The organism is Halomonas sp. IOP_14, assembly GCF_021021315.1.
In the GTDB taxonomy this organism is placed as follows: Bacteria; Pseudomonadota; Gammaproteobacteria; order Pseudomonadales; family Halomonadaceae; genus Vreelandella; species Vreelandella titanicae.
In genome coordinates this window covers 53,782-79,159 of the sequence record NZ_JAINWD010000020.1, presented here as the reverse complement: position 1 = coordinate 79,159, position 25,378 = coordinate 53,782, and the positions used below count along the sequence as shown (strand labels likewise).

At 54.4% G+C, this 25,378-nt stretch carries 24 protein-coding genes; 5 read left to right on the top strand and 19 right to left on the bottom strand.

Annotated elements, in window-relative coordinates; translation table 11 throughout:
* Nucleotides 1-570 precede the first annotated feature (570 nt).
* On the bottom strand, nt 571-1,458 hold the full coding sequence (locus K7H09_RS14655) for a carbon-nitrogen hydrolase family protein (RefSeq protein WP_208797115.1): 888 nt from the start codon (nt 1,456-1,458) through the stop codon (nt 571-573).
* 12 nt (nt 1,459-1,470) lie between these two features.
* Complete coding sequence (locus K7H09_RS14650) at nt 1,471-2,847, bottom strand: APC family permease (RefSeq protein ID WP_141440099.1); 1,377 nt, start codon at nt 2,845-2,847, stop codon at nt 1,471-1,473.
* A gap of 375 nt (nt 2,848-3,222) precedes the next feature.
* Between K7H09_RS14650 and K7H09_RS14645 the strand changes: the two genes are divergently transcribed.
* The gene (locus tag K7H09_RS14645) at nt 3,223-3,915 is read left to right on the top strand and encodes a helix-turn-helix transcriptional regulator (RefSeq protein ID WP_208797113.1); all 693 of its coding nucleotides are present in this window, start codon (nt 3,223-3,225) and stop codon (nt 3,913-3,915) included.
* Between the two features lie 48 nt (nt 3,916-3,963).
* On the opposite strand, the gene K7H09_RS14640 is transcribed toward K7H09_RS14645, so the two are convergent.
* The 3 genes from K7H09_RS14640 to K7H09_RS14630 all read right to left on the bottom strand — a co-directional run bounded on the left by K7H09_RS14640 (nt 3,964) and on the right by K7H09_RS14630 (nt 5,664).
* Complete coding sequence (locus K7H09_RS14640) at nt 3,964-4,362, bottom strand: lysozyme inhibitor LprI family protein (RefSeq protein WP_141440100.1); 399 nt, start codon at nt 4,360-4,362, stop codon at nt 3,964-3,966.
* Nucleotides 4,363-4,520: 158 nt separating this feature from the next.
* Complete coding sequence (locus tag K7H09_RS14635) at nt 4,521-5,189, bottom strand: metal-binding protein ZinT (protein ID WP_141440101.1); 669 nt, start codon at nt 5,187-5,189, stop codon at nt 4,521-4,523.
* 268 nt (nt 5,190-5,457) lie between these two features.
* Nucleotides 5,458-5,664 (bottom strand): cold-shock protein, encoded by a 207-nt coding sequence (locus tag K7H09_RS14630; protein ID WP_007111857.1) that lies wholly within the window; start codon nt 5,662-5,664, stop codon nt 5,458-5,460.
* 369 nt (nt 5,665-6,033) lie between these two features.
* Here K7H09_RS14630 and K7H09_RS14625 point away from each other — a divergent pair, with 369 nt between their 5' ends.
* Nucleotides 6,034-6,990: a calcium/sodium antiporter gene (locus K7H09_RS14625; protein ID WP_009287904.1), complete on the top strand. Its 957-nt coding sequence runs from the start codon at nt 6,034-6,036 to the stop codon at nt 6,988-6,990.
* Between the two features lie 86 nt (nt 6,991-7,076).
* Nucleotides 7,077-7,634 (top strand): hypothetical protein, encoded by a 558-nt coding sequence (locus tag K7H09_RS14620; RefSeq protein WP_141440102.1) that lies wholly within the window; start codon nt 7,077-7,079, stop codon nt 7,632-7,634.
* A 9-nt stretch (nt 7,635-7,643) separates the two neighbouring features.
* Here the strand turns inward: K7H09_RS14620 and K7H09_RS14615 are convergent, their stop codons facing one another.
* Together K7H09_RS14615 and K7H09_RS14610 are read right to left on the bottom strand one after the other, a co-directional pair.
* Nucleotides 7,644-9,443, bottom strand: coding sequence for a TRAP transporter permease (locus K7H09_RS14615; RefSeq protein ID WP_230805025.1), 1,800 nt, complete (start codon nt 9,441-9,443; stop codon nt 7,644-7,646).
* An 89-nt stretch (nt 9,444-9,532) separates the two neighbouring features.
* Entirely contained in the window at nt 9,533-10,510 is a 978-nt protein-coding gene (locus K7H09_RS14610; RefSeq protein WP_141440103.1) for a TAXI family TRAP transporter solute-binding subunit, read from the bottom strand.
* Between the two features lie 450 nt (nt 10,511-10,960).
* Here K7H09_RS14610 and nhaD point away from each other — a divergent pair, with 450 nt between their 5' ends.
* Nucleotides 10,961-12,439, top strand: a complete 1,479-nt coding sequence (nhaD, locus tag K7H09_RS14605; protein ID WP_009287900.1) for a sodium:proton antiporter NhaD — start codon at nt 10,961-10,963, stop codon at nt 12,437-12,439.
* A gap of 94 nt (nt 12,440-12,533) precedes the next feature.
* Here nhaD and K7H09_RS14600 read toward each other — a convergent pair whose 3' ends face one another.
* The 5 genes from K7H09_RS14600 to K7H09_RS14580 all read right to left on the bottom strand — a co-directional run bounded on the left by K7H09_RS14600 (nt 12,534) and on the right by K7H09_RS14580 (nt 16,553).
* Complete coding sequence (locus K7H09_RS14600) at nt 12,534-14,372, bottom strand: putative bifunctional diguanylate cyclase/phosphodiesterase (RefSeq protein WP_230805023.1); 1,839 nt, start codon at nt 14,370-14,372, stop codon at nt 12,534-12,536.
* Between the two features lie 9 nt (nt 14,373-14,381).
* Complete coding sequence (locus K7H09_RS14595) at nt 14,382-15,053, bottom strand: glutathione S-transferase (RefSeq protein ID WP_027958206.1); 672 nt, start codon at nt 15,051-15,053, stop codon at nt 14,382-14,384.
* Nucleotides 15,054-15,207: 154 nt separating this feature from the next.
* Nucleotides 15,208-15,783, bottom strand: coding sequence for an antibiotic biosynthesis monooxygenase (locus K7H09_RS14590; protein WP_009287898.1), 576 nt, complete (start codon nt 15,781-15,783; stop codon nt 15,208-15,210).
* Between the two features lie 127 nt (nt 15,784-15,910).
* Complete coding sequence (locus K7H09_RS14585) at nt 15,911-16,318, bottom strand: hypothetical protein (protein WP_022520745.1); 408 nt, start codon at nt 16,316-16,318, stop codon at nt 15,911-15,913.
* Between the two features lie 7 nt (nt 16,319-16,325).
* Nucleotides 16,326-16,553, bottom strand: a complete 228-nt coding sequence (locus K7H09_RS14580) for a DUF2835 family protein (RefSeq protein WP_022520746.1) — start codon at nt 16,551-16,553, stop codon at nt 16,326-16,328.
* A gap of 198 nt (nt 16,554-16,751) precedes the next feature.
* On the opposite strand from K7H09_RS14580, the gene K7H09_RS14575 reads away from it, so the two are divergent.
* A complete protein-coding gene (locus tag K7H09_RS14575) occupies nt 16,752-17,330 on the top strand; it encodes a putative metalloprotease CJM1_0395 family protein (protein WP_235270528.1) in 579 nt (192 codons plus the stop codon).
* Here the strand turns inward: K7H09_RS14575 and K7H09_RS14570 are convergent.
* The 7 genes from K7H09_RS14570 to phnC all read right to left on the bottom strand — a co-directional run bounded on the left by K7H09_RS14570 (nt 17,327) and on the right by phnC (nt 25,342).
* Nucleotides 17,327-19,045, bottom strand: coding sequence for a putative bifunctional diguanylate cyclase/phosphodiesterase (locus K7H09_RS14570; RefSeq protein WP_035539404.1), 1,719 nt, complete (start codon nt 19,043-19,045; stop codon nt 17,327-17,329). The two genes, K7H09_RS14575 and K7H09_RS14570, sit on opposite strands and share 4 nt — an antisense overlap.
* A gap of 306 nt (nt 19,046-19,351) precedes the next feature.
* Nucleotides 19,352-21,304, bottom strand: coding sequence for a methyl-accepting chemotaxis protein (locus tag K7H09_RS14565; RefSeq protein WP_141440106.1), 1,953 nt, complete (start codon nt 21,302-21,304; stop codon nt 19,352-19,354).
* 243 nt (nt 21,305-21,547) lie between these two features.
* Nucleotides 21,548-22,060, bottom strand: coding sequence for a C40 family peptidase (locus K7H09_RS14560; protein WP_022520749.1), 513 nt, complete (start codon nt 22,058-22,060; stop codon nt 21,548-21,550).
* Between the two features lie 65 nt (nt 22,061-22,125).
* A complete protein-coding gene (locus K7H09_RS14555) occupies nt 22,126-22,755 on the bottom strand; it encodes a histidine phosphatase family protein (protein ID WP_027958201.1) in 630 nt (209 codons plus the stop codon).
* Nucleotides 22,756-22,789: 34 nt separating this feature from the next.
* Entirely contained in the window at nt 22,790-23,605 is an 816-nt protein-coding gene (gene phnE, locus K7H09_RS14550) for a phosphonate ABC transporter, permease protein PhnE (RefSeq protein ID WP_022520751.1), read from the bottom strand.
* 61 nt (nt 23,606-23,666) lie between these two features.
* A complete protein-coding gene (gene phnE / locus K7H09_RS14545; RefSeq protein ID WP_041158979.1) occupies nt 23,667-24,485 on the bottom strand; it encodes a phosphonate ABC transporter, permease protein PhnE in 819 nt (272 codons plus the stop codon).
* Complete coding sequence (gene phnC / locus K7H09_RS14540; RefSeq protein WP_141440107.1) at nt 24,482-25,342, bottom strand: phosphonate ABC transporter ATP-binding protein; 861 nt, start codon at nt 25,340-25,342, stop codon at nt 24,482-24,484. The genes phnE (K7H09_RS14545) and phnC overlap by 4 nt, the downstream gene beginning before the upstream one ends.
* Between the last annotated feature and the right edge of the window lie 36 nt (nt 25,343-25,378).

The following is a 25,378-nucleotide window of genomic DNA, read 5'->3' as shown; positions in this document are numbered from 1 at the left end:
ACAGCTACCGCGAAGCGGTTTAGTTCAACAGATATTAGACTGCCCACCCTATGATTGGATAAACGTGCCGGCACGTTTATCCGACAAATGCAGCCTACAAAATCCACTCTAAGTCATTGATAGACATGGTTGCTAATTTTTATTAGGAAAAATATCCAAGATTCGCGCGACTGCTGCATTGCCCGGCACCTCCGCCTTGGGCGGTTACCTGTCTTACTGCTTTAACTGATCCACCTACCCAATCCAGATTAGCACAGTGTGCTTAGGACAGCTGATGATCTTAAGTTTCGGCTTTCAACGCCGACGCTGTCAGTTAAGCAGGAGCTGCTAGGGATAAAAAAAGCTCTCAGTAAACGCGATATCCGCGCCCATTCGTTGCCCTTGCGAGGACGCAGACGGGTTGGGATATTCAGACGCAGATGCGGGAAGAAGTAACGTTAACGCTGGGCGGGTTAGCTGCTCAGCTATCTCAGCAATTAACTGATTGCAGGCAATAGCCATCACCTGGGTGATGGCATAGTTGCACGGGATGGGGATAACGCGGGGTTGGAGAGATTGGTGGTCGGCTGCTTACCGCTTTCCCCTCCACTTACGTGGATCAATGCGGCCTTCATACATGGGTAATTCCAGCACTGGGTCATCGTCTCGGAACTGAGACCACATGCGGTTCAAGCCTGCAGTGCCGAAGGTACGCACCCGCTCAACCTCCTCCAGGTTGAGTACATCGGTAAGAATGCCCGGGGTAGCGCCGGACATCCTCGCGCGGATGCGGCCTTCGGGATCGACAATCAAACTCTGACCTTCCCCCGCAGGCGCTGCTGAATTGGCGCTCACCATATACACCTGGTTGAAAATAGCATTGGCCTGCACAAGGATTTGCTCCTGAGCGCGGTCGCAGGTGGTGGTGGCCACTTGGTTGATGATCACCTCCGCCCCCAGCCACGCCAGTTGACGCACCATCTCGGGAAACCAGATGTCGTAGCAGATGGCCAGGCCGACCCGGCCTATGCCCGGCACTTCGAACACTTCAAAGCGATCTCCCGGCTGATAGGGCTCGTAAGGCCGCCAGGGGAAACACTTACGGTAGGCGGCCACTCGCTCACCTTCGGGCGAATACACCGGCGCGGTGTTGTACAGATGCCCGTCCTCTCCCTGCTCGCATACTGTGCCGGGCAGCAGCCATACTCCCAGGTTGCGGGCGATACGTGATAAGTGCTGGTCACGGGGGCCATCGATCGGTTCAGCAGCAGCTTCCAGTTGCTCCCTGCGCTGCTGAGGCGTACCGGTGGCACCGCATAGATGAAGCTCCGGATAAACCACCATCCTTGGCTGTTCAAAATCAGCACCGAAGTCACTCAGGTGTACCGCCAGCTCGGCCTCGAAGTCCAGCAGTTCGGAGTCAATGCCGTGCGGCCGCGAGGCCTCCTGCACCACAAGGACAGGCAAATTTCTGGACATGGTAGATCTCCGTTAATGGGTGGCTTTTACTGAGGCGGTTGTTGACTCGGGCTCTGAGTCATCAAAGGCCACTTCCGGCGGCTCGCGACGGAAGAATCGGGTCAGATAGGCCAGCTGTGCGAGACCGATGGAAAGCCAGATCAGGCCAAGAATAAAGGCGTTGATATCCAGTTTACTCATCAGCCAAAGGTTAACCAGGGCACCGATGAGCGGCACCAGCATCCCTCTAATCACACCATACTGGCGCTTTGCATCGGCGTCTTTGCTGACCAGAAAGATCACTGACAGGTTCACCATCGTGAAGGCGATAAAGGCACCGAAGTTGATAAACGAGGCGGCAGATAACACATCAAGGAACAAGGCAATGATGCCGATAGCACCCGTGAGGACGATGTTGAACACTGGCGTGTGGAAACGCGCGTGCAGCGCACCGAACAGCTTAGGCGGCAGTACTGCGTCCCGCCCCATGGCAAACAGCAGCCGAGAGGCACTCGCTTGGGCGGCCAGGCCAGACGTGAATTGAGCGAGCACCATACCGGCCAGAAAGATAGCCCCGAAGAGATCCGCACCGATGGTTGTAGCAATCTCGAAGGCAGCGGAGTCAGCATTTACGAAACTGCCACCTGGGTGAACCAGTTGAGTTGTGTAACCTACCAGCACGTAGATACCGCCACCGATCAGTGCAGTCAGCATGATGGCTCTGGGAATATTACGCTTTGGCTCGATGGTCTCCTCGGTCAGCGTGGTGACGGCATCGAAGCCAAGAAAAGAGTAAGCGGCCACCGCGGCGCCCGCAGCAATCGCGGTAAAACCAGCCTCTTCACCCAAGAACGGCCCCAGGCTAAAAAGCGAATCAGTGCCACCGGTCGCAAATACGTGACGAATTGAAAGCAGTACGAAGAACGCGATCACCAGTATTTGGAAGACCATCAGCAACGAATTCACTTTGGAAGCAAGCTTGATGCCGTAGATATTCAAGAAGGTGGTGATACCGATGAAGCCGAGCAGGAATATCCAGCTCGGCACTTCAGGAAAACGCGCGTTCAAATAAGCAGCGCCGATCAACCAAATCACCATCGGCAGGAAGAAATAGTCCAGCAGCACGCTCCACCCCACCATAAAGCCAACACGCGAGTCGATGGCTCTGCGTGCGTAAGTATAGGCAGACCCGGCTACCGGATAAGTACGCGCCATAATGCCGTAGCTGTATGCCGTGAATAGCATGGCAACGGTAGTGATGAGGTAAGCAGTGGGTACTGCGCCATTGCTAGTGCTGGCAATCACACCGAAAGTGCCCAGCACGATCAATGGCGTCATGTAGGCAAGGCCAAACAACACCACGGCTTTTAGGGATAGGGTTCTTTCCAGTTTTATATTGTTATCCGTCATGATCCATCTCCAGGAAACGTTGGAACCGACAGCGGGCAATCGCTGAGTCGGCACAAAACGAAGAGGTGGTTTATCAAGCCAGCCGCCGAGGCTAGACCAGCTTGCTACCGTTAATGATCGGCTAATAACCCTCAGTTGCTGGCGTTGCAGCTGTCCAGCTAGACTCAGATGCTTAGTAGCCAACCTATCTAGAACGGTATTGGCAGCTCATCGGATCGTATATAACCCCAGCGTGGTATGGGCCTGCGGATGTGGAATTGGTGACTCATAGCGAAATTGACGAAGTACTGGCCAATACCCTCATGGCGTTGGCGACCCCTGCGTTGCCTCAACACTTCTCCACATTGGTGGAAACGTCTAGCGGCATTCGATAACTTGATCATCATCGCTTATCACGGCGAACACCGGCCAGCGGTGCTCTATCGGGAATACACCGACCCTGTCGTTTATCTACCGATGGATAGCCAATATCTAGAGGGAGATTACCTGCTGGATCCGTTTTACCGCGAGCACCTCAGAGGCGGTGTTCAGGGTATACGCCGATTGAGGGATATAGCGCCCGATCACTTTCGACGCACGCATTACTATAAGAATTACTACCAGCAGACCACACTACTAGACGAGGTAGCGGTTTTCGCCAATATCACTGAGAGTGATACGATAACCGCCTGTTTCGGTAGGGATCGTTCCAGTGGTAAGCCCTTTAACAGGCGTGAGCTTGAGGTTCTGCAACAGTACGAATTAACCCTCAGCTCGTTGCTGAAAAAACACTGGCAGGATTACCGCTCTGACGATGCGACGAAAGCGGCATCAGCCCCTTTAGAGGAACGCCTGAGAGAGGCGCTGAACCAGCAACACAGCATCCGGCTAAGCCCGCGCCAGGCGGAGGTGGCGCTGTTTATTCTAAGAGGCCACTCATCCCTATCGATCAGCCTACACTTGGGCGTCAGCCTTCAAACAGTTAAGGTCTTCCGCCGCCAACTCTACGCCAAGTGCTGCATCTCCTCCCAGGCGGAGCTGTTCGCGCTGCTTATGCCGCTGTTCGCTCGGCTGACCGAGCACGGATGACACCTTTACCTCGGGGCAACGGTTTGCATTCTAGCGCTTGACCGCCGTTTACCGAGAGCAGCTGAGATCGCCCTCTTCACAACTAGCATGCTCACGCAGTTGCTCGGTACGTTCCGCTGTCAGCGTTTCCAGACAGCCGTTACGCACCATGGGTTGGGCGCTACCGCCTTCCACAGCACTACTTTCAAACGCGCACTCAGCATCACGAAAGCCGATCCACGCCCGCTGCGCCGCTCTGAGCTTTTCGAGTGACGCTGAATTGTCCTCCAGACGGCTAACAACAGTTTGGTAAACCGCGTTGAGCTCGTCATCCGCCGCTTGATAGGCCTGCGCCGTGCACTGGTTTAGCTCGGTTTGCGTATTGGCGCTAGCACACGAATCATCCGCGGTAGCAAAGCTATTTGATAGCAAAAACCCGATACTCAGAAAGAGAGACGATAAGCGCATAGTGACACCTCTTGATGCTGGTTAAATCCGAACCGGAAAAAGTTAGAACATGTCCACGAAGCTGTATTTACCCTGTACTAATAAAGCAAAGCGCTGGCATCTCGGCCAGCGCTTTCTAGGTACACATCAAAAGATGTTTTTCGCTTAGGCGGTAACCGCTAGTGCGCAATCATCTCTTCGACAATTTCTTCACCGCTCAACTCGTATGGGTAATAAGTCGGCCAATTGGTAACTTCTTCTAACAGCGCCTCACGGTCATCGCCCCAATAGAGATGGAAGTGATGCGCATCGGTGGGGTAAATACTGTGGTCACTAAATTGGATGTACTGGGGTAGATCATCGGATGCTTCTTCAAGCGCGTAGATGAACCGCACACCCCGGTTACCGGCTTGGTAAGTTAAAATTTCATAGCCATCGTATTGGTATTCACCCGTGCGCTCTTGGCCATTTTCAAAGAAAGTGACGTCGCTTCCATCAATAACGATACGCTCTACATCCGTTTGATAACCGGTATCGTAATACGCTTTATACTCTTCGGCGGTCTTGTCACCATTGTCTGCTTTATGCGCAAACACTTCGTCAAGGGTGCCATCTTGTAGGTAGGGATAAACGGACTGCCAATCACCCTCCCAGTCAGATAGCGCGCGATCCTCTACCTGCTCATCATCAAAATAGCCCGAATAGATATCGCTATCGTGGTCGTGGTCGTGGTCGTGGTCGTGATCATGCTCATGGTCATGATCGCTGGCGCTAACGCCTTGAACGCCCGTTAGTATCAGTGCACTCAATACAAGCGCGCTGGCGGCCTTAAGTGGCAATGGTGTCATATTCGGTTTTCCTTTGGCTGCTCGTGAAACAAGTCGCCAAAAAAAGATACAATATAACATACCAACCAATCAAGCTCGTTTTTTACATTACGCGAATAAACACCTATAAAGCTAAGGGATTGATCGCAGAGCTTTTGCTGATCTAATAACAGGCGCAGCTGTGCTTAATGGAAAATATTTTTTGGCAGGTACAAACGCATCGGGCCCCGCCTAAGCGGGGCCCGATCATCGAATCTAAACGATTCGAGAACTTAAATAATCGCTAGGATTAAGAAAGCAGCTTAATGTTTGAAGCTTGAAGGCCTTTCTGACCTTGGGTAACGTCAAAAGAGACGTTAGCGCCTTCAGGCAGAGTTTTGAAGCCATCAGACTGAATTTCAGAAAAATGAGCAAAAACGTCATCGCTGCCGTCAGAAGGAGCAATGAAACCGAAACCTTTAGAATCGTTGAACCACTTAACTGTGCCAGTTGCCATGATATTAAATCCTTTTCGCAAGTCGCGAATTGTAGAAATCCTGGTATTACCCAGATAAATAGTGAGTAGAACAAGGAATACAATTACAGACTACCGAAAGAATTCGAATGTTTCTGGAACCATGCTTGCTTGCTAACTTACTAACTGCCGACATCCTGCCACGTGGGCAGTCGCAGGTCAAAGCCTTTGTGCTTTTTAATTTGTTGTTCTGCCTCTTATAGCCGTTTAAAAACCGCGCAAATTCGCAAAAATAGCCTTAATCTTGCCAATGAGCCAGGCACTACTAATCCGACCGCCTGGCGCGCTTTGCTTGCTCGCTAAAACCCGCTTCATTCGCGGCCTGGTGAGCATTCTGGAAGAGGTTTCAACATGCTATACGGACTTAGTTTATTGGCGGGTATCGCCCTTTTGACACTAGGAGGGGAGTCGCTTATCCGCGGCGCGGTGGCGGGTGCGCGAAGAGTCGGCGTCTCGCCACTGTTAACAGGGTTGGTGGTGGTTGGTTTTGGCACCTCGGCCCCTGAACTTGTCGTCTCGATTGATGCCGCGATTAACCAGCAGCCTGACATTGCGGTTGGCAACATCGTGGGCAGCAATATCGGCAATATCTTATTGATTCTAGGCCTATGCGCGGTTATTTGCCCAATGGTGGTTCAGCCTTTAGCACTGCGCCGGGATGGGCTGGTCGTGGTGTTGGCCAGCCTGCTGTTTATTGGGCTCTCCTTCGGCGGCGCACTGGGTCGCATCGATGCAGCAATTTTTATAGCGGGCCTGGTCGGCTATCTTGTTTGGGCCTACTTAAGTGAAAGCCGTCAGCACATTCCCGCGGCAGAAATGCACGCTTCAGAAGCGGAGGAGATGACCAAACTACCCACTACAGGCTGGATGATCGTCGTAGCGTTAGTGATTGGCTTGGGCATGCTGATTGGCGGGTCACAGCTACTCTTATATGGCGCCATTGGGTTGGCCCAGGCCATGGGCATTTCCGAAGCAGTCATCGGTTTAACCATCGTCGCTGTTGGTACCTCACTGCCGGAGATGGCCGTGTCGGTGGTTGCTGCGTTACGACGTCATGCGGATGTTGCCATCGGGAATATTCTGGGTAGCAATATTTTCAACCTGTTAGGCATCCTGGGTATCTCCGCGTTTTTACAGCCGCTACCCCTTGCGCCACGCGTGGCCCTGTTTGACCAATGGGTAATGCTGGGAGCCGCTGGCATACTGGTGCTGTTTTTGTATACCGGTATGCGCCTGTCTCGCTGGGAGGGAGCCGCACTGCTTGCAGGCTATGCCGCTTATATAGCGTTAAGCTTTACGATCTTTTGAGATGGCCTAGTCGTTGATTGCGCCGAGCCAAAAACCCATCGTTTTTGGCTCAATGACTTGATTGTTTATCGTGGAGAAACGTCACCGTGCACATTGCAACCTTGGGGCCTAGTGGCAATAACCATGAACTGATTGCCAAGCGCTATCTCAGAATGCGTTGCTCAGGCGAAGGCAGCGTGACTCTGTTTAGCCAGTTTGAAGCGGCCTTTCAGGCGCTCCTCGAGGGTCATGTGAGCCACGTTCTACAGTGCACCGCCCATGCAACGCATAGCGACTGCGTGGGCCGCTATATGCATCGAGCCTATCCCGTAGACACCTTTATAGCGGGCAGCAAGCCGCTGGCGCTGATTGCCCAGCGCGACTCTGTTCGCCCCACCCAAGTAGCGCTACAACCAGCGACCCGCTACTACACCGACTTAACGGCCTATACAGAGATCATAGACGCCCCCACCACAGTGGCGGTGGCAGAAGGGCTTCTTGCGGGACGTTTTGAGGCGGGCATTTGCGCTGAAGAGGTGCTAGGCCAAGCCCCCGAGCAACTGCGTTTGGTGCAATCACTGGGGCCTGCGCTGGATACCTGGGTAATATTTGCCACCACTCCACTAGCAGCCTCTTCGCCGCTACGGTTAGACGCTGACGTTTAAACAACCGGGCTAAACCACAAAGATCAGGATAATCCCTCCCACGGCCAACGCGCTCCGCTGCCAAAGTGCTTTTCGTGCAATCACCCCGTAAGAGATCGCCCCTAAACCAATCGCCACTTTTAGCGCATACAACAAGGCGCCGGAAGGATTGAAGACCAGTTGGATCATCTCTGGGTTGGCCACCATGGCTAGAGGAATAATATACAGCCCTATTCCTAACGCCATGGCTTTGAATGCGACTTTTAGCCAGTTCTCCCCCACCATGCCCGCAGCAATGAAAACGCCGCCACACACCGGCGGCGTGATCGTCGAGAGCAGCGCGTACCAAAAGACAAAAAGGTGCGCCAGAAGCGGTTCCAAACCTAGCGAGGTCAGGGCAGGCCCGGCGACAGAGACACAAATCACATAGGCGGCGGTGGTGGGCACCTCCATGCCTAAAATCAAGCAGGCGAGCGCCGTTAGTAGCAAGGCTGGCCAGAGCATGTCGTTGGAGAGCGATAGAATGCCCGAGGTGATCTTGACGCCCAACCCTGTCAACGACAGCACGCCGACCACCAGCGAGGCACATAGAATAATGGAACCAATGACGGCAATCTGACGCCCAGCGGTGACCACTGCGTCGGATAAACGGGTGGCAAAGCCGGGGAGCGAAAAGCGCAGCGTCACGTTAAAGAAGAGCAGCGCAATGCCCGCGAAAATCGCAACACTGGCGGCGTACTGAGGGGTAAAACCGCCATTAAAGATGCGCTCTAACAGCAGCACGAAGGGGATGGCAAAAAACAGCGAGGTAATCAGCACCTCTTTCGCGTTGGGTCGCTCGCTTTCGGCCACGGGCTTTAGATCATGCCGGGTCGCATAGGCATTAATACCCACCCAGACCGTCAAAAAGTACAGCACCGCTGGAAGCATCGCCGCGGCCATGATCTGGGTATAGGGCGTGCCCGTCAGTTCCACCATCACGAATGCCCCGGCGCCCATCAGCGGCGGCATAATTTGCCCGCCGGAGGAGGCAACGGCTTCCACCGCACCCGCCAGCGAACGCGGGTAACGCAGGCGCACCATGGAGGGAATGGTAATTGCCCCAGTGGAAGCGACGTTGGCAGACGCCGAGCCGGAGATAGAGCCCATCAGCGCCGACGAAATCACCGCCACTTTAGCGGCCCCACCGGTGAGCCGCCCCGCCACCGCACTGGCTAGGTTCATAAAGCCCTGGCCCGCCTCTCCCGCATTGAGCACCGCGCCGAAAATCACAAAAATCGCCACCACACTGACGCTTACCCCCGTCAGCGAACCCCATAATCCACCTTCGGCAATCGTGAGCGTACCCACCATACTGGCCAGCGGCAGCCCAGGGTGACCAAAAGCGCCTGGAATATATTGACCGAAGGCGCCATACATCAACGCCAGCAAGGCAACCAGCGGCAGAGGCCAACCGATGGCTCGGCGCGCCGCTTCAAGCGCTAGAGCAATCAAAAACAGGCCAATCCCCATCTGTAGGTGGGTATCAATAAAGCCGTACTGGTTGGCTAGCGCAGCTTCGTTAAACGCAATATAGCCACAGGCAACAACACCCAATACCGTCAGCAGCCAGCCGCTGACTCGCTGCGCTGGTGTATTGGCCATATAAATCAGTACCCATGGCAACAGCAGCGCCATATGCAACGGCCGGCTGACCAGCGCAGGCGTTAAACCATAAAAAATCAAGCCAAGATGGAATATTACACTGACCGCGCCTAACGCCATCCAGCCAGGCGCTACTGAGCGATCATCCTCAGGGGTCGACGCCTGTGAAGAGGTAAAAACACGCATGCCACACTGCCTATCAATACTGCATCAATACAGGACTGCCACAGCGCAAGCACCGTGGCAGCAAGAAGATGGATAATGGAAGAAAACGACTAGCGCAGCGCGTCAGGTACCTCGACACCCGCTTCCTCGTAGTAACGCAGCGCGCCTGGGTGAAGCGTGCCGGTCATGTTTTCCAACATACCAGGGCTAATACTGCTCCACCACGCCGCCTCTTCGGCCATGGCGTCGCGGCGCTCCCAAAACGTTTTGGTCAGCGTGTAGGCGGTGTCATCGTCCATATACGTTGTGGTGTAGGCGATCACCGGTAGCGATGTGGTTTCAACGTCTTTATCCACGCCGGGATAAGTGCCGCCGGGGATCGTTTGGCGTGGCGCTCCCGTTTGCTCGATTTGTTGATCAGTCAGGCTAACCAAGGTCACCGGCATGCTGGCAGCTGTCTCAATCACATTGGGTGAGGGAAAGGAACTGGCGGTCACAAAGCCATCAATCTGGCCATTTTTAAGCGCATCGGGGCCGCTGCCCATCGCTGCATCGGCAATTTTCACGCTCTCTTCCAGGCCAAACAGTTCCAGGTAACGAGCCGCTTCACGGGCGCCAAAGGTGCCTCGACCAATCAATAAGTGCTTGCCTTCCAGTGTGGAAATATCGGTTACGCCATCATCACCGGCTAATACAAAGTGCATGGTGATAGAGGGGATCGGGAACAACCCCCGGATCTCTTGAAAACGCGGATTCTGACGCTCGGCAAAGGCACCCTCCCCACCCATGGCCTGATCGACTAACGCGGGCGGCGTGGTAAATACATAGTTGCCCTGGCGAGCCATGACTTCCATCACGTTCTGTACCGAACCCTGGCTTTCTTCCAGGGTAAGGATGATAGCGTCATCGGTTCCCTGGCGAATCGCTTCTGAGAGTTCTACGCCCATTTGATAATAGGCGGTACCCGCTGAAGCCGATTTATAGGTCACACGCGTTTCTGCGTGGGCGGAGAAGGCGGCACTTGTCAGCACTAACGTAGTAGCCGAGACGAAAAGCGTGCGGTGTAGGGAGCGAAAGGGATTGCGCATCGTTATATTCCTCAACGTATCCAGCGGCCACTTCTAATCGGCCTCGTTTTTATCTTACCCAGTTGTTATATGACCAAGCTGAGAGCGTGGCGCGCATTAAAATAGCACGACTGCCCTCGGACAGGCACTCTCCGCGGTCGCCCTCCCCATGCCCTCCAGGGTGTTTTATTGACATCTAATATTAGCTTAAAAAGATATAAATTCTGAATCTTTTTCAACAATGCTATGCGTCAATAGTATAATTCTTAAACCGCTATTAACTTTTTTATAAAACTATTACTGCACGATTTACCATTACCTAAAAGATTAATTTCCTAAAAAAAGATGCTATTACCTTAAGAAGAACTACTTCCGTTCGTTTTAATAAGGTATTGCGGCGCAATATAGACTGATAAAATGAGGCCGCTTTTATACCACTCCTGACAACTTAACCATGAGGAAGAACGTCACATGCCTACGTTGTGCCAACCCTCTTGCCAGCCTCGATTATATCGTCGCTGGCTTTTTTTGTTAGCGGCCTTACTATTAGGCGTAAGTCCCAGTGCATTTGCAGTGACCGGTGAACTAGATCTAACCACCTCTACCGTTGGCTTTTTTGCTGTTGCGATTTTCGTCCTGGCGTATGCATTAGTCATGGCGGAAGAAAAGATCCATATGCGCAAGTCTAAACCGGTGTTGGTGGCAGCCGGTATCATCTGGAGCCTCATCGGCTGGGTGTATGTCCAAAACGGCATGTCGGACGCGTCTGAGTACGCTTTCCGCGTCACGCTGTTGGAGTTCACCGAGCTGATGCTGTTCTTGCTGGTGGCCATGACCTATATCAATGCCATGGAAGAGCGTCGGGTCTTCGATGCATTGCGTTCCTGGATGCTGCGTAAAGGCTTTAACTACCGAACCCTTTTTTGGCTGACCGGCGGTCTCGCCTTTGTGTTATCCCCCATTGCCGACAACCTTACCACCGCACTCTTGATGTGCGCGGTGGTGACCAAGGTGGCCGAAGGCAACCAGCGCTATATCAACCTGGCCTGTATCAATATCGTGGTGGCCGCCAACGCGGGGGGTGCGTTTAGTCCCTTTGGCGATATCACCACTCTAATGGTATGGCAAGCGGGCATGGTGGAGTTCCAGGAGTTCTTTATTCTGTTCTTCCCCGCCCTGGTCAACTTCCTGATTCCTGCCTCTATCATGAGCCTGTTTATCAAGGATGAAAAGCCCGCAAGTGTTTATGAAGATGTGTGGATGAAGCGTGGCGCCCGGCGCATTGTGCTACTGTTTTTATTGACGATCGTGACCGCCGTACTGTGTCACGTTGTGCTCCACCTACCGCCGGTGTTGGGCATGATGACCGGTCTGGGCTACTTGCAGTTCTTTGGTTACTACCTGCGCCGCAGCCTGCCGCGTTCGCTGGAGCGCAAGCGCGAGCGTTATAGCCGGCAAGGGGACAACCGCAAGCTGGAGCAGTTGGGTAGCGTGGTGCCGTTTGACGTCTTCAACCGCGTAGCGCGGGCCGAGTGGGATACATTGCTGTTCTTCTACGGCGTCGTTATGTGCGTTGGCGGGCTGGGTTTTATGGGCTATCTCGGCTTGCTTTCAGAAGCGCTGTATACCGGCTGGAACGCCACCGCGGCCAACATTGTATTAGGCGTTGTTTCTGCTGTGGTGGACAACATCCCCGTGATGTTTGCGGTGCTGACCATGGAGCCTGATATGTCCCATGGCCAGTGGCTACTGATTACCTTAACCGCTGGCGTCGGGGGCAGCCTACTATCGATAGGCTCCGCGGCCGGTGTGGCGGTTATGGGTCAGGCAAGGGGTTCCTATACTTTTATGGGCCACTTGCGCTGGTCGCCGGTTATTCTGCTCGGCTACATCGCCAGTATTCTGGTGCATATGTGGCTCAACGCTGAGAGCTTTACGCTCTTCAGCTAAGCCCGATCAAAAGAGAAATAGATGGCACTATTTCTTTTCCTTGTATCTCTTTACCCCTTTTCAGCGTGCTGGAAAGGGGTTTTGGTATAGCCGTTTAATAGCTTTCGAAAAGATACTCAATGGGTGTCGGGCGGCCAAATAGATAGCCCTGATAGCGGTAACAGCCGTGGCCTCTTAGCCAATCGAACTGCTCTTTTTTCTCCACTCCTTCCGCGACCACGGTTAAGCCTAAACTTACCGCAAGTAGAATCGTGGTATCGACAATCGCTGCGTCTGTCTTATCGGTCAGCAGCTCGCGAATAAACGATTGGTCAATTTTCAATTCATCCAGCGGTAAGCGCTTCAGGTAACTCAGCGATGAGTAACCGGTACCAAAGTCATCCAACGCAAAGCGAATCCCCCTAGCACGCAGTTTCAACATCGTGCTACGCACCCTCACCGGCTCGTGCATCAACAGGCTCTCGGTGACTTCAAGCACCAAGCGGTTCGGCGGCGCCAGGGTTTCTGCTAATAGCTCTTCAACATCACGTACAAACTCCGGCTGCTGAAACTGCACTGAACTCACGTTGACGGAAATACTTAACGGCGCATAGGCCGGTTGATGAGACCATTTCGCTAGCTGCTCGCAAGCTGACCGCAGCACCCAGTAACCGATCGGCACAATCAACCGATTCTCTTCCGCAAGCGGGATAAACGTTGCGGGGGATACCCAGCCACGCTGAGGATGATACCACCGCAGCAGCGCTTCAACGCCGGTAGTCACGCCCTGATGGTCGACCTGCACTTGGTAATGCAGCGCCAGCTCGTTGCGCTTGAGCGCCTGATGCAAATCGGCTTCTAAACTGGCCCGTTCCAATACGCTGGTCTGCATTTCGCTGTTAAAAAAGCACAGCGTATTGCCGCCCGCGCTTTTCGCCTGCTGCAACGCCATATCTGCCTGTTGCAGCACGCTATCCATACTGTACTCGCCAGCTCCCGTAAACAGCGAAATGCCAATGCTGGCACTGATTGGTAACGAGTGACTGCTTCTTAATTGCGCAATGACTTCCAGCAGTTGCCGCCCCACACGCTCGGCTTTTAGTGCGGCGTCTTTTTGTTCCTCGCCCAGGTTCTTGATCAGCACCACAAACTCATCGCTACTGAAGCGGGCTAGCGTTACCTCTTCATCAAGCCGCTGGCGTAGCTGTTCAGCCACGCTGACCAAAAGCTGGTCACCACTCTCATGGCCCTGAATATCATTCACTAAGCGAAAATTATCCAGGTCGATCACCAGTACCGCACTGAAAAATATAGTCCACTCATCATGATCAATGGTAGCCGTTAAGGAGTCCATCAGTAGCCGCCGATTGGGCAGCCCGGTTAGCGAGTCATAGAAGGCTAGGTAGTGGGTGCGTGACTGCATTTCGAGGTAGTCAGTCAGCTCGGTCGAAATACCGCACAGGGAGGGAGGTGCGCCTGGGGACATGGAAAGCGGCATTTTAATCGATAAGAACGTTCTTACCTGGCTTTCACCCCGCAAAACGTTGCTCTCTTCTACCGTTACTTTTTTCCCCGAATCTAATACGTTGCGATCAACCTGGTTGATTTCCGCAGCGCTCCCGGCATCAAAAAACGCCGCATCGCGCTTACCGATAATTTTGTCGGCAGGCAGGCCAAATAGATCGCTCATGCGACGATTAACGTATTGATACTCCAAGCTTGGGGATTTGATATAGATAAAGGCATCGACGCTATCCAGAATAGTCGCCAGCATCTCTTTATTGGATTGCAGTAACGCCCGGTTATGCTGCATGCGCCGCTTGAGCAACAGGTTGCCCAGCAGCGCCAAAAGAAGGAACACAAGCAGCAAGGCGATGCCCCATCGCCCCAAGTAGCTGTCAATGCTGCGCAGAAGCTCCGCCGGAAGAGCTGCAGACGAGGCAAAATAGTACATAGTGGCTGTTCACTGGCCAGGCATGGTCAGCGGGCCCGCCCGCTCGACCACTCGCTGCCAGGCAGCGTCTTTTTCAATACGTGACACAAACGCAGCGATGGCAGGATACTTTTCCAACGACTGCACGGCGGCCATGGCCTGTAACGGGAAACTCATTTGAATATCAGCACCACTGGGCCACGGCCCGGCAAAATTACCCTGCGCCAACAAGTGCTGGTTTATGAAGTTCAGGTGCTGTTTAAGCTGCGGTGCTAAGAAGCGCTTGCTTACCGTATCGCTAATTCCCTTAGCCAGTGGCTTAATCAGCCAGGGCGACTGTTTGGGAATTTGACTAAACACAAGCTGCATCACCAGCAGCGGCATTAGTGACCCTTCGGCATAGTGCAACCAGTAGCGGTAGTCCACCCACGCACTCATATCACCGATGGGAGGCTGACAGCGCCCCTGCCCATAGCGTTGAACAAGGTAATCTATGATGGCGCCTGATTCGGCCACGGTAAAATCGCCGTCGGTAATCACCGGAGATTTACCCAGCGGGTGAATTTTTTTCAGCGAATCTGGCGCTTGCTGGGTTTTGCCATCGCGTTGGTAAACCACCAACTCGTAGTCCAGTTCAAGGGCTTCAAGTAGCCACAGGATGCGATGCGAACGAGACTTTTCCAGATGGTGAACGTGGATCATAAACACTCCGTGGGGCTGAGTCGCGCGCCAGCATTGCACTGGCGACACGTATTCCTTTTCTAATGGCACATTTAGCTTAGTACCATAAAGCCCATCATCATAGGAGCATTAGTATCAACGCAACGTCAAAATTAATGCTTATTAATTAGGTGCGTTATAAACGGTGCGCATGGCGCCAACGCGCCAGCAGATCCAGCGGTGACCACTTACCTTGCAGCCAGGGCGCTAGTAAACGCATAGAGAGCGGAATAAACACAAATACCATCACTGGCGTCAGCATTAGGGTACTCACCACCACCCGCGGCAGCAACGCCCAATCAGCCAATACGCCGCCGAACACAAACTGAAAGATCAGCGAGATAGGAAAGAAAGCCAGCCAGACAGCCACGGCCTGCTTCCAGCGCGGCGGTGCACTGCTGCCGGTTTGAAACCACGCATCCAACCCGGTGGCCCGGTGCTCATGGGGCGCCTCATATAAGCCTTTACCACGCGCCAACCACGCATGCCGTGAAGCGGAGTGCTCCCAAGCGGCTAAGGTCTCGCTGCTGCTAAAGCGGAATATAATCTGGTATTCATCGTCATCAGCCGGTGGCGACAGTACGCCAGAACCGAGGTAGCCAGCGAAGTCGGCCGCCAGTTCGCGCCCTTCATTAAGCCAACGATTAAAATCGGCGTAGCGGCCGTGCTCAACGCGACGAGCCACCATCAACGTGACGGGTGAGGCAGACATGGTATATCTCCTAATGTGTCGACAGCCAGCGCCGGGTAGGCAGGCTGTTTGCTTTCAAGGGGATAACCCTGAAAGTCCAATTGGCACATTATACAAGCAATGTTGATGCCATGTGATGAATGATGCGCTATACCCGTTGGCGCGACATGGATTCGCGCCCAGGCACAGGGTGGGGGCGCTCGCCGCGTTGAAAGGCGCATACATGAACATAGATATCCACAGCGCTGCGAATGGCATCGGCCTCTTGGGCGTCGGGCTCTACTACCGGGCCGGTATACTCACCTTCGCTACGCAGCACAGCCTCTAACTCGGTGCGGTAACGGTCGAGCAGGTGCTCCAGGTTGATGCGTATACGATGAACTTCCAGACCAAACGCTTGGCGTTGATCGGTGCGTTTAAGGATGTCCAAAGGATTTGAAGCGGCTTCGATCAAGCTTTCTAACGTAGCGAAAACTAACTTTTCAGCACTGTTTAAATTAGGAATAATGGAATAAATGAGGTCATTTAAAGTGATCGGTGTTCCATGGCGGTGCATAGGCGGTTCAACGTCCGGTTAAGGGGTCAATGCTAATAAATCGGCCCTGCTCAGAAAAACTTAATCGATAAATACCGCGCACACCGTCCCGGCCCACCACCCGCCGAATTGCTTCGGCGGGAAATATCACCCAACGGCCATCTACGCTGCGGGTTCGCACGTTGGCGATACGCCCTTCGTAATGGGCTAGACATTCATCATAATTAAGATTAATGACCACATCAATGGTTTGCATAGGGCAGGGATAGACTTGGCATAGGCTGGCATCGTGTCAGAAAAGTGTTGGCCTCGCACAGCGCAAACTTGCACTGTCGGCGTTGCTCGCTAATACTTCATGGTATCCCAACTCGTACTTAGTCGGTAATGACCTATGGCCGTTTCTTCCATTAGCACTGTTTCTCACGCTGCCTGGACGTCCCCTTCAGCGAATACAATGTCCCCGCGCGTTGAGCAAGCCGCTAAAGGCCGTGCTCTAGAAGAAGATACGGCGTCTACCGACGACCCAAAAACGACTAGTGCTAGTGAAGAGAGCAGCAGTGCCGAGGCTGGCCCCAAACGGGCTGACGGTACGCCCATGGCGCCGGATGAGATTCGGCTACTAGACCAGCTTAAACAGAACGACCGCGAAGTTCGCCAGCACGAGATGGCGCACCAAACTGTGGGCGGAGCCTATGCAGGCGGCGCCAGCTACGAGTATGAAGTTGGCCCCGATGGCAAGCGCTACGCGGTCGCGGGAGAAGTACCGATCGATTATGGCCCGGTACCCAATGACCCCCAAGCCACTATCGAAAAAATGCAAACCGTGATCGCCGCAGCCATGGCGCCTGCAGATCCCTCTCCCAAAGATCATCAAGTGGCTGCCCAAGCGCGTCAGTACTTGTTGGAAGCCAAGCTCGAAGCGTCCATGCAGCGCAGTGAAATGGAGCAAGCCCGCAGCAACGGCGCCGAGGCAACTTCTTCTGCTGATGAATCAGCCGCTAACGAGCAACCTTCAGAGGAACAAGCTGCTTAATTGTCCGCTAGCGCAAGAGAGCTCCACTCTTCACGGCTAGGCCAATTTGCCAACCAGGTAGGTAATGCCTCGGCGGGCATAGGCCGCGCAATACCATAGCCTTGGGCTAAATCGCAGCCTAGCGCCATCAAGGCTTTGGCATGGTCTAAGGTTTCTACCCCCTCTGCCAGCATGGGCCGCTTAAAACGATTAGCCATGTAAATGACGCTTTCTACAATCGCCATATCATCCTGATCGGTGAGCATATCGCGGACAAAGCTCTGATCAATTTTGATCAGGCTGACCGGCAACTGCCGCAGATGGGTTAACGACGAAAACCCGGTGCCAAAATCATCAATAGCAAAACTCACCCCCAGCGACTGGCAGCGCGCCATATTTTGCAGCGCAGCCTGGATATCGTGCATTGCGGCGCTCTCCAGCACTTCGAGCTTGAGCATTACGGGCGGTACATCAGGGTAGCGTGCCAATAACTCGCCAAGCCGCTGGCTAAAATCACTCACTAACAGATGCGTAGGGCTTATATTCACATTGATCGGCAGCGCGATGCCCTGAACTTGCCACTCACTCAACTGACGCAGCGCTCGTTCAATGACCCACTCGCCAAGATCCACCTCCAACGGCGTGGTATCGATGATGGGTAAAAACTGCCCAGGTGCCAGCAGCCCATCTTCAGGGTGCTGCCAACGAATCAGCGCCTCTAGACCGACCACTTTGCCACTGCGCATATCGACCTGGGGCTGATAGTAAAGGCACAGCTCATTGTGAGTGAGGGCATCAATAAAACGCTGGCGCTGCTCATGGCGCACCTGCAGCAAGCGGTCATGGTTAGGGTCAAACAGGTGGAACGTGTCGCGGCCACGCTGTTTGGCACGATACATGGCCTGATTGGCATGCCGCAGCAGCACATCGCCCTGAACGTGGTCATTAGGGTAGAGCGTAACCCCCAGGCTCGCCGTCAGATGAACACTCTGGCCCTCAATCATCATCGGTTGTCGAATGGAGCCCAGCAACTTCTCGAAAAAGTCATCGTCGACACCGTGGTGCAGTAACAGCACGAACTCATCGCCACCCACCCGCGCCAGCACGTCATCGCCAAACAGCAGATGGCTGATGCGCTGTGAAAAAGAAGACAGCAGCGCATCGCCTACGGAGGGACCCAGCCGGTCATTAATATTTTTGAAGAAGTCGATATCCAGCGAACACACCGCCAAGGGGAGCTGCTTGGCTTCTGCATGCTGCATGGACTCTTGAATCAACTGCGTCAGCAGTTGCAGGTTGGGTAGCCCCGTGAGGGCATCAAAGTAGACTTCTCGATTAAGGTGGCGGGCATGGGCCGGAATGGCCGAAAGATCTGCGAGCACAATCACATGGTGATCGATCTCGCCGTGCTCATTGCGCACACGATTGATCGACATCATGCCGGGATAAAACTGGCCATCGTGACTACGGTAGCTCACCTGGCTTTTGCTACGGTCACGCAACTGCAGCTCTTCCCGCATCAACCGCGTGGTGCGGCTATCGTCCAGCGGTAAAATGCTGAACGCTTCTGGTGTTTTGCCCTGTACATCGCCCTGCGTAATCCCCGTTAATTCACAAAAAGCGGGGTTCACCTCCACCACCCGATTTTCCGCATCAGTAATAATGATCGCTTCGTTGGCGTAACTAAATACCGATTCAGCGGGTGACGCCGAATGGCTTACGGATGCCGTTGGCATCACGTTCGAGCGGGGCAGTGAAGGCGCTGGCTGGGAGTGCTGTTGAGACAAAGACTGTTCCTTCGATAAATTCAAGGATTCATACATATGTCTTTGCTCTCCTCGTCGTTTTTATAGAGCCGTCGCTAAATAGGTTCGTTGTTATATAGAGCCGTTATTAGGTCAATAGAACCGTTATTATGAAGACAGTAGTACTGCTAGGCATAATAACACCCTATGACGGCGAAGGTACTTTGCACTGCAAAGTACCTTATCGGCTGACGAGGTAATTAGTTAAAGAGTTTGCTCAATATAATGACAGGTAAGCTACGCGGGAGAGAGGGCTAAACGCTGGGTGGCCAACGCTGTATCGCGCACTTGGTAATCGCTCACTTTGCTGGTCATATCATCGGCCTGATCATCAAGGGAGCGGCTCGCCGCGGCCATTTCCTCAACCAATGCAGCGTTTTGCTGGGTCACCTCCTCTAACTGGGCCATGGCACGGTTAATTTGCTCAATACCCGCCGACTGCTCATGGGTAGCCGACGCCATTTCATCCATCAGGCTTGCCATTTGCCCTACCCGTTGAGCAATCCGCCCCAGAGTTTCATTGGTGGTAGTCACCAGGCTTTCGCCTTCTGAAATTTTTGTCACATTATTATCGATCAATTGACGAATCTGGCTGGCCTCCTGGGCGCTGCGGCTAGCCAATTTGCGTACTTCATCGGCAACCACTGCAAAACCGCGCCCATGCTCACCGGCTCTCGCCGCTTCAACCGAGGCATTAAGCGCCAGCAAATTGGTTTGGAAAGCGATGTTATCGATAGTCGCCACAATGCTAGTTACCTGCTCGTTGGCTTGCAGGATAAGCTGCATGGCTGTTTGGGCTTGAGAAGCGACTGCGGTGGCTTCTTTTGCCTCTTGAGCCACCTCCCCAGTCATCTGCTGGGCTTGCTGCGCGTTTTCAGCACTCTGCCGCACCGTGGCGGTAATCTGCTCCATGCTCGACGCGGTTTGCACCAGCGAGGCGGACTGCTCTTCGGTTCGCTGGGCAAGGTCTTGATTACCCTGCGCCATCTGATTGCTGGCCACCGCCACCGACTGCGCATTGCGCTTAACGTCAGCGACCAGCGCTTCGGTAACTTCCGACGATTCATTAAACGCCTGATATAGCTTTGATAACTCATCGCTACCCGGCACCACTAAGCGCTGTGTTAAATCGCTACCCCGGGTCGCGATACTGGTTAGCGCTTGGTTAAGCGATTGGGTAATGACGCGTACGATCAATACGGCAGCGACAATCGCCATCAAGCTGGCCACGAGCGCAATTACCGCATACTGCCAAAGTGCCTGTTGGGCCGACTCACGCAGCGCGACAGTCTGGGCCACCACTGTATCTGCCACGCTATCCTCTAACGCTTTAAGGCGGGCAATTTTCACCGTTTGCCACTCAAACCACTGTTCCGGGTCGACACCATAACCGCCGGCTTGCGCTTGACTGATCGCCAATTCGCGCCGAGCCAAGAGACGCTCGATCTCTGCACCGCTCAATGCCTGGTCAAGCTGGTCGCGGCTTTCATCTCCAGCCAACAGGCGGAAGCTTGTCAAGAATGCCTGTTCCTCGCCCAGCAAGGACAAGAAACGGCGTAACGTAGCGTCGGGCATGCCGTCGCTGGCGAAGGCATTGGAAAGCAGAGCCCGCTCAATCCCCGCTAAATCTTTGGCTTCCAGCAGTTGGTAGTAGGCACTTAGCTGGCGAGCAATACCCCCTTCGCTGGTGAGATGCGACAGCGTACCCACAAAGGCCATTAGTTGGCCGTTGATGCCAGTGTAGTGGCTTAACGCATCGCCCATCGCCATATCCAGGTCATCGACACGTTTGCGCAAGGCTGCCTGGCGCTGCCACTGGGCGTCGATTTCGTTGAGTCGTTGCTGGGCAGCAGGCGTTAACAGCGCTGAATCCAAGGCATCACGCTGAGTTTGGAAAGCCTGCACAGCGGCGTCGGTGTTGGGTCGCTGCTCACGTAGTCGGTTGCCAAATGCTTCGCCTTCGCTGCCCAAAAAACCAGCGGTCATACCCCGTTCAAGCTGCATTTGGTGCACGGCGTCACCGGCACGTTGGGCCAGTTGGGTTAAGGCGTGCAGACGATCGAACTCCTGCACCGTCGCGCGCCGTTCCATAATGCCTTGCGCAGCAAACCAAGCCAGGGCAAGCAAGGGGAGCACCAACACACAGGCAAATTTAAACCGCATCGACATGCGGTTAACGATAGTTTTCATAGCTTAGCCTCAAATATATAGCGTCGTTGGGGTAAGCGGCGTGCTCAATTATTGTTGTCCGCATCAGCTGACGCGTTTAGCTAAGTCTGCCGCACTTTGCCGTTTAGTAAAATATGATTAATTTTAGGGGATGAAATAACGACAAGCGGCGCGAGTATAGGGCGTGTGAGGAACTCTATATTGATTCAAGTCATAAAGTCTGACAGATTTTCCGGCCTACCAAGCGGCTGAGTTGAGCGCCCCTTAAGGCGCTGGACTGGCGGCACCCAAAAAGCGCGCCTGCCAGTAATCGATCTCTAACGGCACGCTGACTACTGCACGGCCCTTACCAGGTGCATGAATCATTTGGCCGTTGCCACGATAAATTCCTACGTGGGTCGCTTTGCGACGGTCGCCAAAGAAAAGCAGATCACCAGGGCGTGGTTTTTTCACCTGTGGCAAGGCACGAAACTGTTCATCGGCGGAACGCGGAACACGAATACCCGCCGCCCGGTAGGTCATTTCCACTAAGCCAGAGCAGTCCAGACCATCGGGCGTATTTCCCCCAAAACGATACGGTGTGCCAATGGCCTGCTGAGCATGGGAGAGAATCAGCGCACGCTCCATAGAGAGTCCTGCGCGGTTAGGAGGCGCCTCAATGGGGGTAAGATCGCGGCTGGCACAACCCGCTAGTGCCAGTAGTAACAGGCAGGTAAGCAGCCACCTTCCAGAAGGTGCCAACCCGCAAGGTAGAGGCCACAGGCGAACCAGTAGCATGGGCAGCCGCTCCAATAAATCAACATGCTTTCATGATGGCGCAAAGCATGCCTAGCCGCCAATGGTTAGCGGCCAATCCACTCGACAAAGCTGGTTTCACCCAGCGCATGGCGTTCATGCCGCACCCGGCTCATTGCCGCGTAGGGTAAATCCATTGCCAGTACCCGCGAAAGCGGCTGCTCGATCACCTGGCGCAGCAGGCCATTGCAGACAAACAGATGCGCCACTACCAGCACATGCTTGCCAGGCGGGTTACTTAACAGCTGCTGCCAGGCCTCGGCTAATCGCGCGTCAAAGGCTTGCAGGGTTTCGCCACCGGGGGGAGACACCGCGGCAGGATCGAACCAAAAGGCACTCATTCGCTCGGTGCCCTCTTCGGCAAACACCTGGGCGTGGGTTTTGCCCTCCCACTGCCCCAAATGCAACTCGGCGAAATCGTCTTCCACCTGAACGGGCAGATCAAACTCCTCGCCCAGCCATAAGGCGAATTCACGGCAGCGTGTTAACGGCGAGGTAACGATCGCATCGTAGGGCAAATGCCCGTCGACCGTTTGCCTCATGACTGCATCGGTCACCTGCTGCCAGCCGGTTTCACTCAGCGGATGGTCGGTGGAGCCGCGGAGCATACGCCCGCCCACCGGCTCACCGTGGCGCAGTAAGTCAATCGTTGTTTGTTCGGCTTCAGGAAAGCGCATAGGGGTAACCTCGCCGATTTAGGCAGCTTGCAGTTTAGATAATTGCGTGACGCACGCGTGCGGAAATCCACTCCGACACCAGCACGGTAGCGAAAATCATAATAAAGATGACGCTAACTTGATCCCAGGCGAGGCTATTGATCGAGGCATTCAACTGCAGACCAATACCACCTGCCCCGACCAAGCCCAACACCGTCGACTCACGGATATTAATGTCCCAGCGGTAAACGCTAATCCCCGCGAACGCGGGCATCACCTGGGGCAGCACGCCGTAGTTCATCACCTGCAGTCGACTCGCGCCGGTAGCGCTAATCGCCTCAACGGGCGTGGGATGGATCTCTTCAATCGCTTCGTAAAGCAGCTTGCCCACAAAGCCGATGGAGCGCAGGGCAATGGCAATAATCCCCGCCAGTACGCCGGGGCCAAGAATGGTGACCAGTAGCATCGCCCAAATCAGCGAGTTAATGGAGCGCGATGAAACGATCACCATCAGCGCCAAACTGCGCACCAGCGGATGCGGCGTCGTGTTACGGGCGGCTAAAAATGCCACCGGAAACGCCATCATAATCCCTAACGCGGTGCCCAAAGTGGCGATATTGATGGTGTCCCACATGGGCTTCCAGAGCACATTGGCGTAGCTCCATTCGGGAGGGGTCATGCGGCTGATCAAATCTGCTCCCTGGCGGCCGGCATCTTCCACAAACACCCACATGGTGTTGTCGGAAATCATCTTCCAGCAGAGCAGAAATAGGCTGACACCCGCCAGCCAAGCCAGGTACTGCAACCATTGAGCGCGAGTAGTGCGCCGCCGCCAAACCGGCTGACCCTGGGGTGTAGTGGAAACAGGCATTTAAACTCTCGACAAATTAAGGGGCCAGAACTTACGGATCCAGCAGTTACTGAATCAGCGTTTACTGAGTCCAGCGGCGGACATGGCTTGAGCTGTACTCGCACAGCAGCACGATGGCGATGATAATCAGCAGAATCGCCGCGGAGGTGTCGTACTCATAGCGGCTCAGCGAGGTATTCAGCGTGGCGCCAATACCGCCTGCGCCGACAATGCCAATCACCGAGGACTCACGGAAGTTGATATCCAAACGGTACATGGAGAGCCCGATCAAACGCGGCATGACCTGGGGCTGCACGGCGTGGTTCATGGTTTGCCACCAACTGGCGCCCGTGGCGCGTACCGCTTCTACCTGCCGCCAATCCAAATCTTCAATATCTTCCGCCAGTAGCTTGGCCATAAAGCCAATCGTCGCGAAGGCCAGAGTAATCATGCCCGCAAAGGGCCCGAAGCCGAACATCACCACAAACAGAATCGCGATGATGATCTCCTGGAACGTGCGCGAAACGGCGATAATCGCGCGGCACACAAAGTAGATCGGCAGTGGTGAAATGTTACGCGCTGCCCCTAAACCCACGGGGATCGCCAGCAGCACACCCAGTACCGTGGAGGTGAGCGTCATGGTCAAACTTTCCAGCAATCCCGCGACGATATCGTCGTAGCGGCTGACAAAGTCGGGCTGCATAAAGGCGCCTAAAAAATTAACCGCACGGCCTGCGCCTTCCGCCACCCGCTCCCAGTTCACCTCAACCGAGGCAAGCGCTAAAGACAGATACACCACTGCACCAATGGCGAGCCCCCAGCGCAAGCGGGGACTGTCAATTAGCGGTAGTCGCCGCCACTGACCGTGCTGCGCCGCCTGCTGGCGTGCATGCTCGCTCATCGTGCTGCCCCCGCTTCGATTGACGACATCACCCGCGCGTAGGGAGGATTAATCGGAGCAGTGTTAGTCGTCTCATCGCCGCTGACTTCTTCGTCCATTGGCTCAGGCGTGGTGTCCCAGTCCTCTTCACCGTAAATCGTGGTGAGGATCTCGCTGGTGAGGTCGCTGGGAAGGCCATCAAAGACGATTTCACCCGCCCGCAGGCCGACAATGCGGTCAGCAAATTGCTGGGCCAGCGCTACGTCGTGAATATTGATGATCGCCGCCAGTTCGCGCTCTGCGCACAGCTCACGAATCAAACGCATGATTTGGCGCGAAGTTTTTGGGTCAAGGCTGGCGGTGGGTTCATCCACCAGCAACAGCTTAGGACTTTGCAGGAGCGCCCTGGCGATACCCACCCGCTGGCGCTGGCCGCCAGACAGGGCATCGGCACGTTTATCGATGGCATGCGGCAACCCCACTCGCTCCAATAGACGGAAGGCTTCAATCACAGCCTCCTGCGGGTAGCGGCGCAGGAAGCTGCGCCAAAAGCCCACGTAACCGAGCTGACCTGAAAGCACGTTTTCCATCACGGTTAGGCGGTCTACTAACGCATACTCTTGAAAAATCATTCCCATGGAGCGGCGGGCATGACGCAGCTTATGTCCCGAGAGCTTCGTCAGTTCCGTGCCGTCCAGGCGAATGCTGCCCTGAGTAGGCTCAACCAACCGGTTCACACAGCGAATCAGTGTGCTTTTACCCGCGCCAGATGGTCCAATCAGCGCCATCACTTGGCCTTTGGGCAGCGTGAGTTCAATATCCGTCAGCGCTCGATCCCCGGTAGGGTAACGTTTACCAACGCCGGTGAGTGTCAACATGGAAGTGCCTCATCTACATAGCGGTTCGGCCAGAAG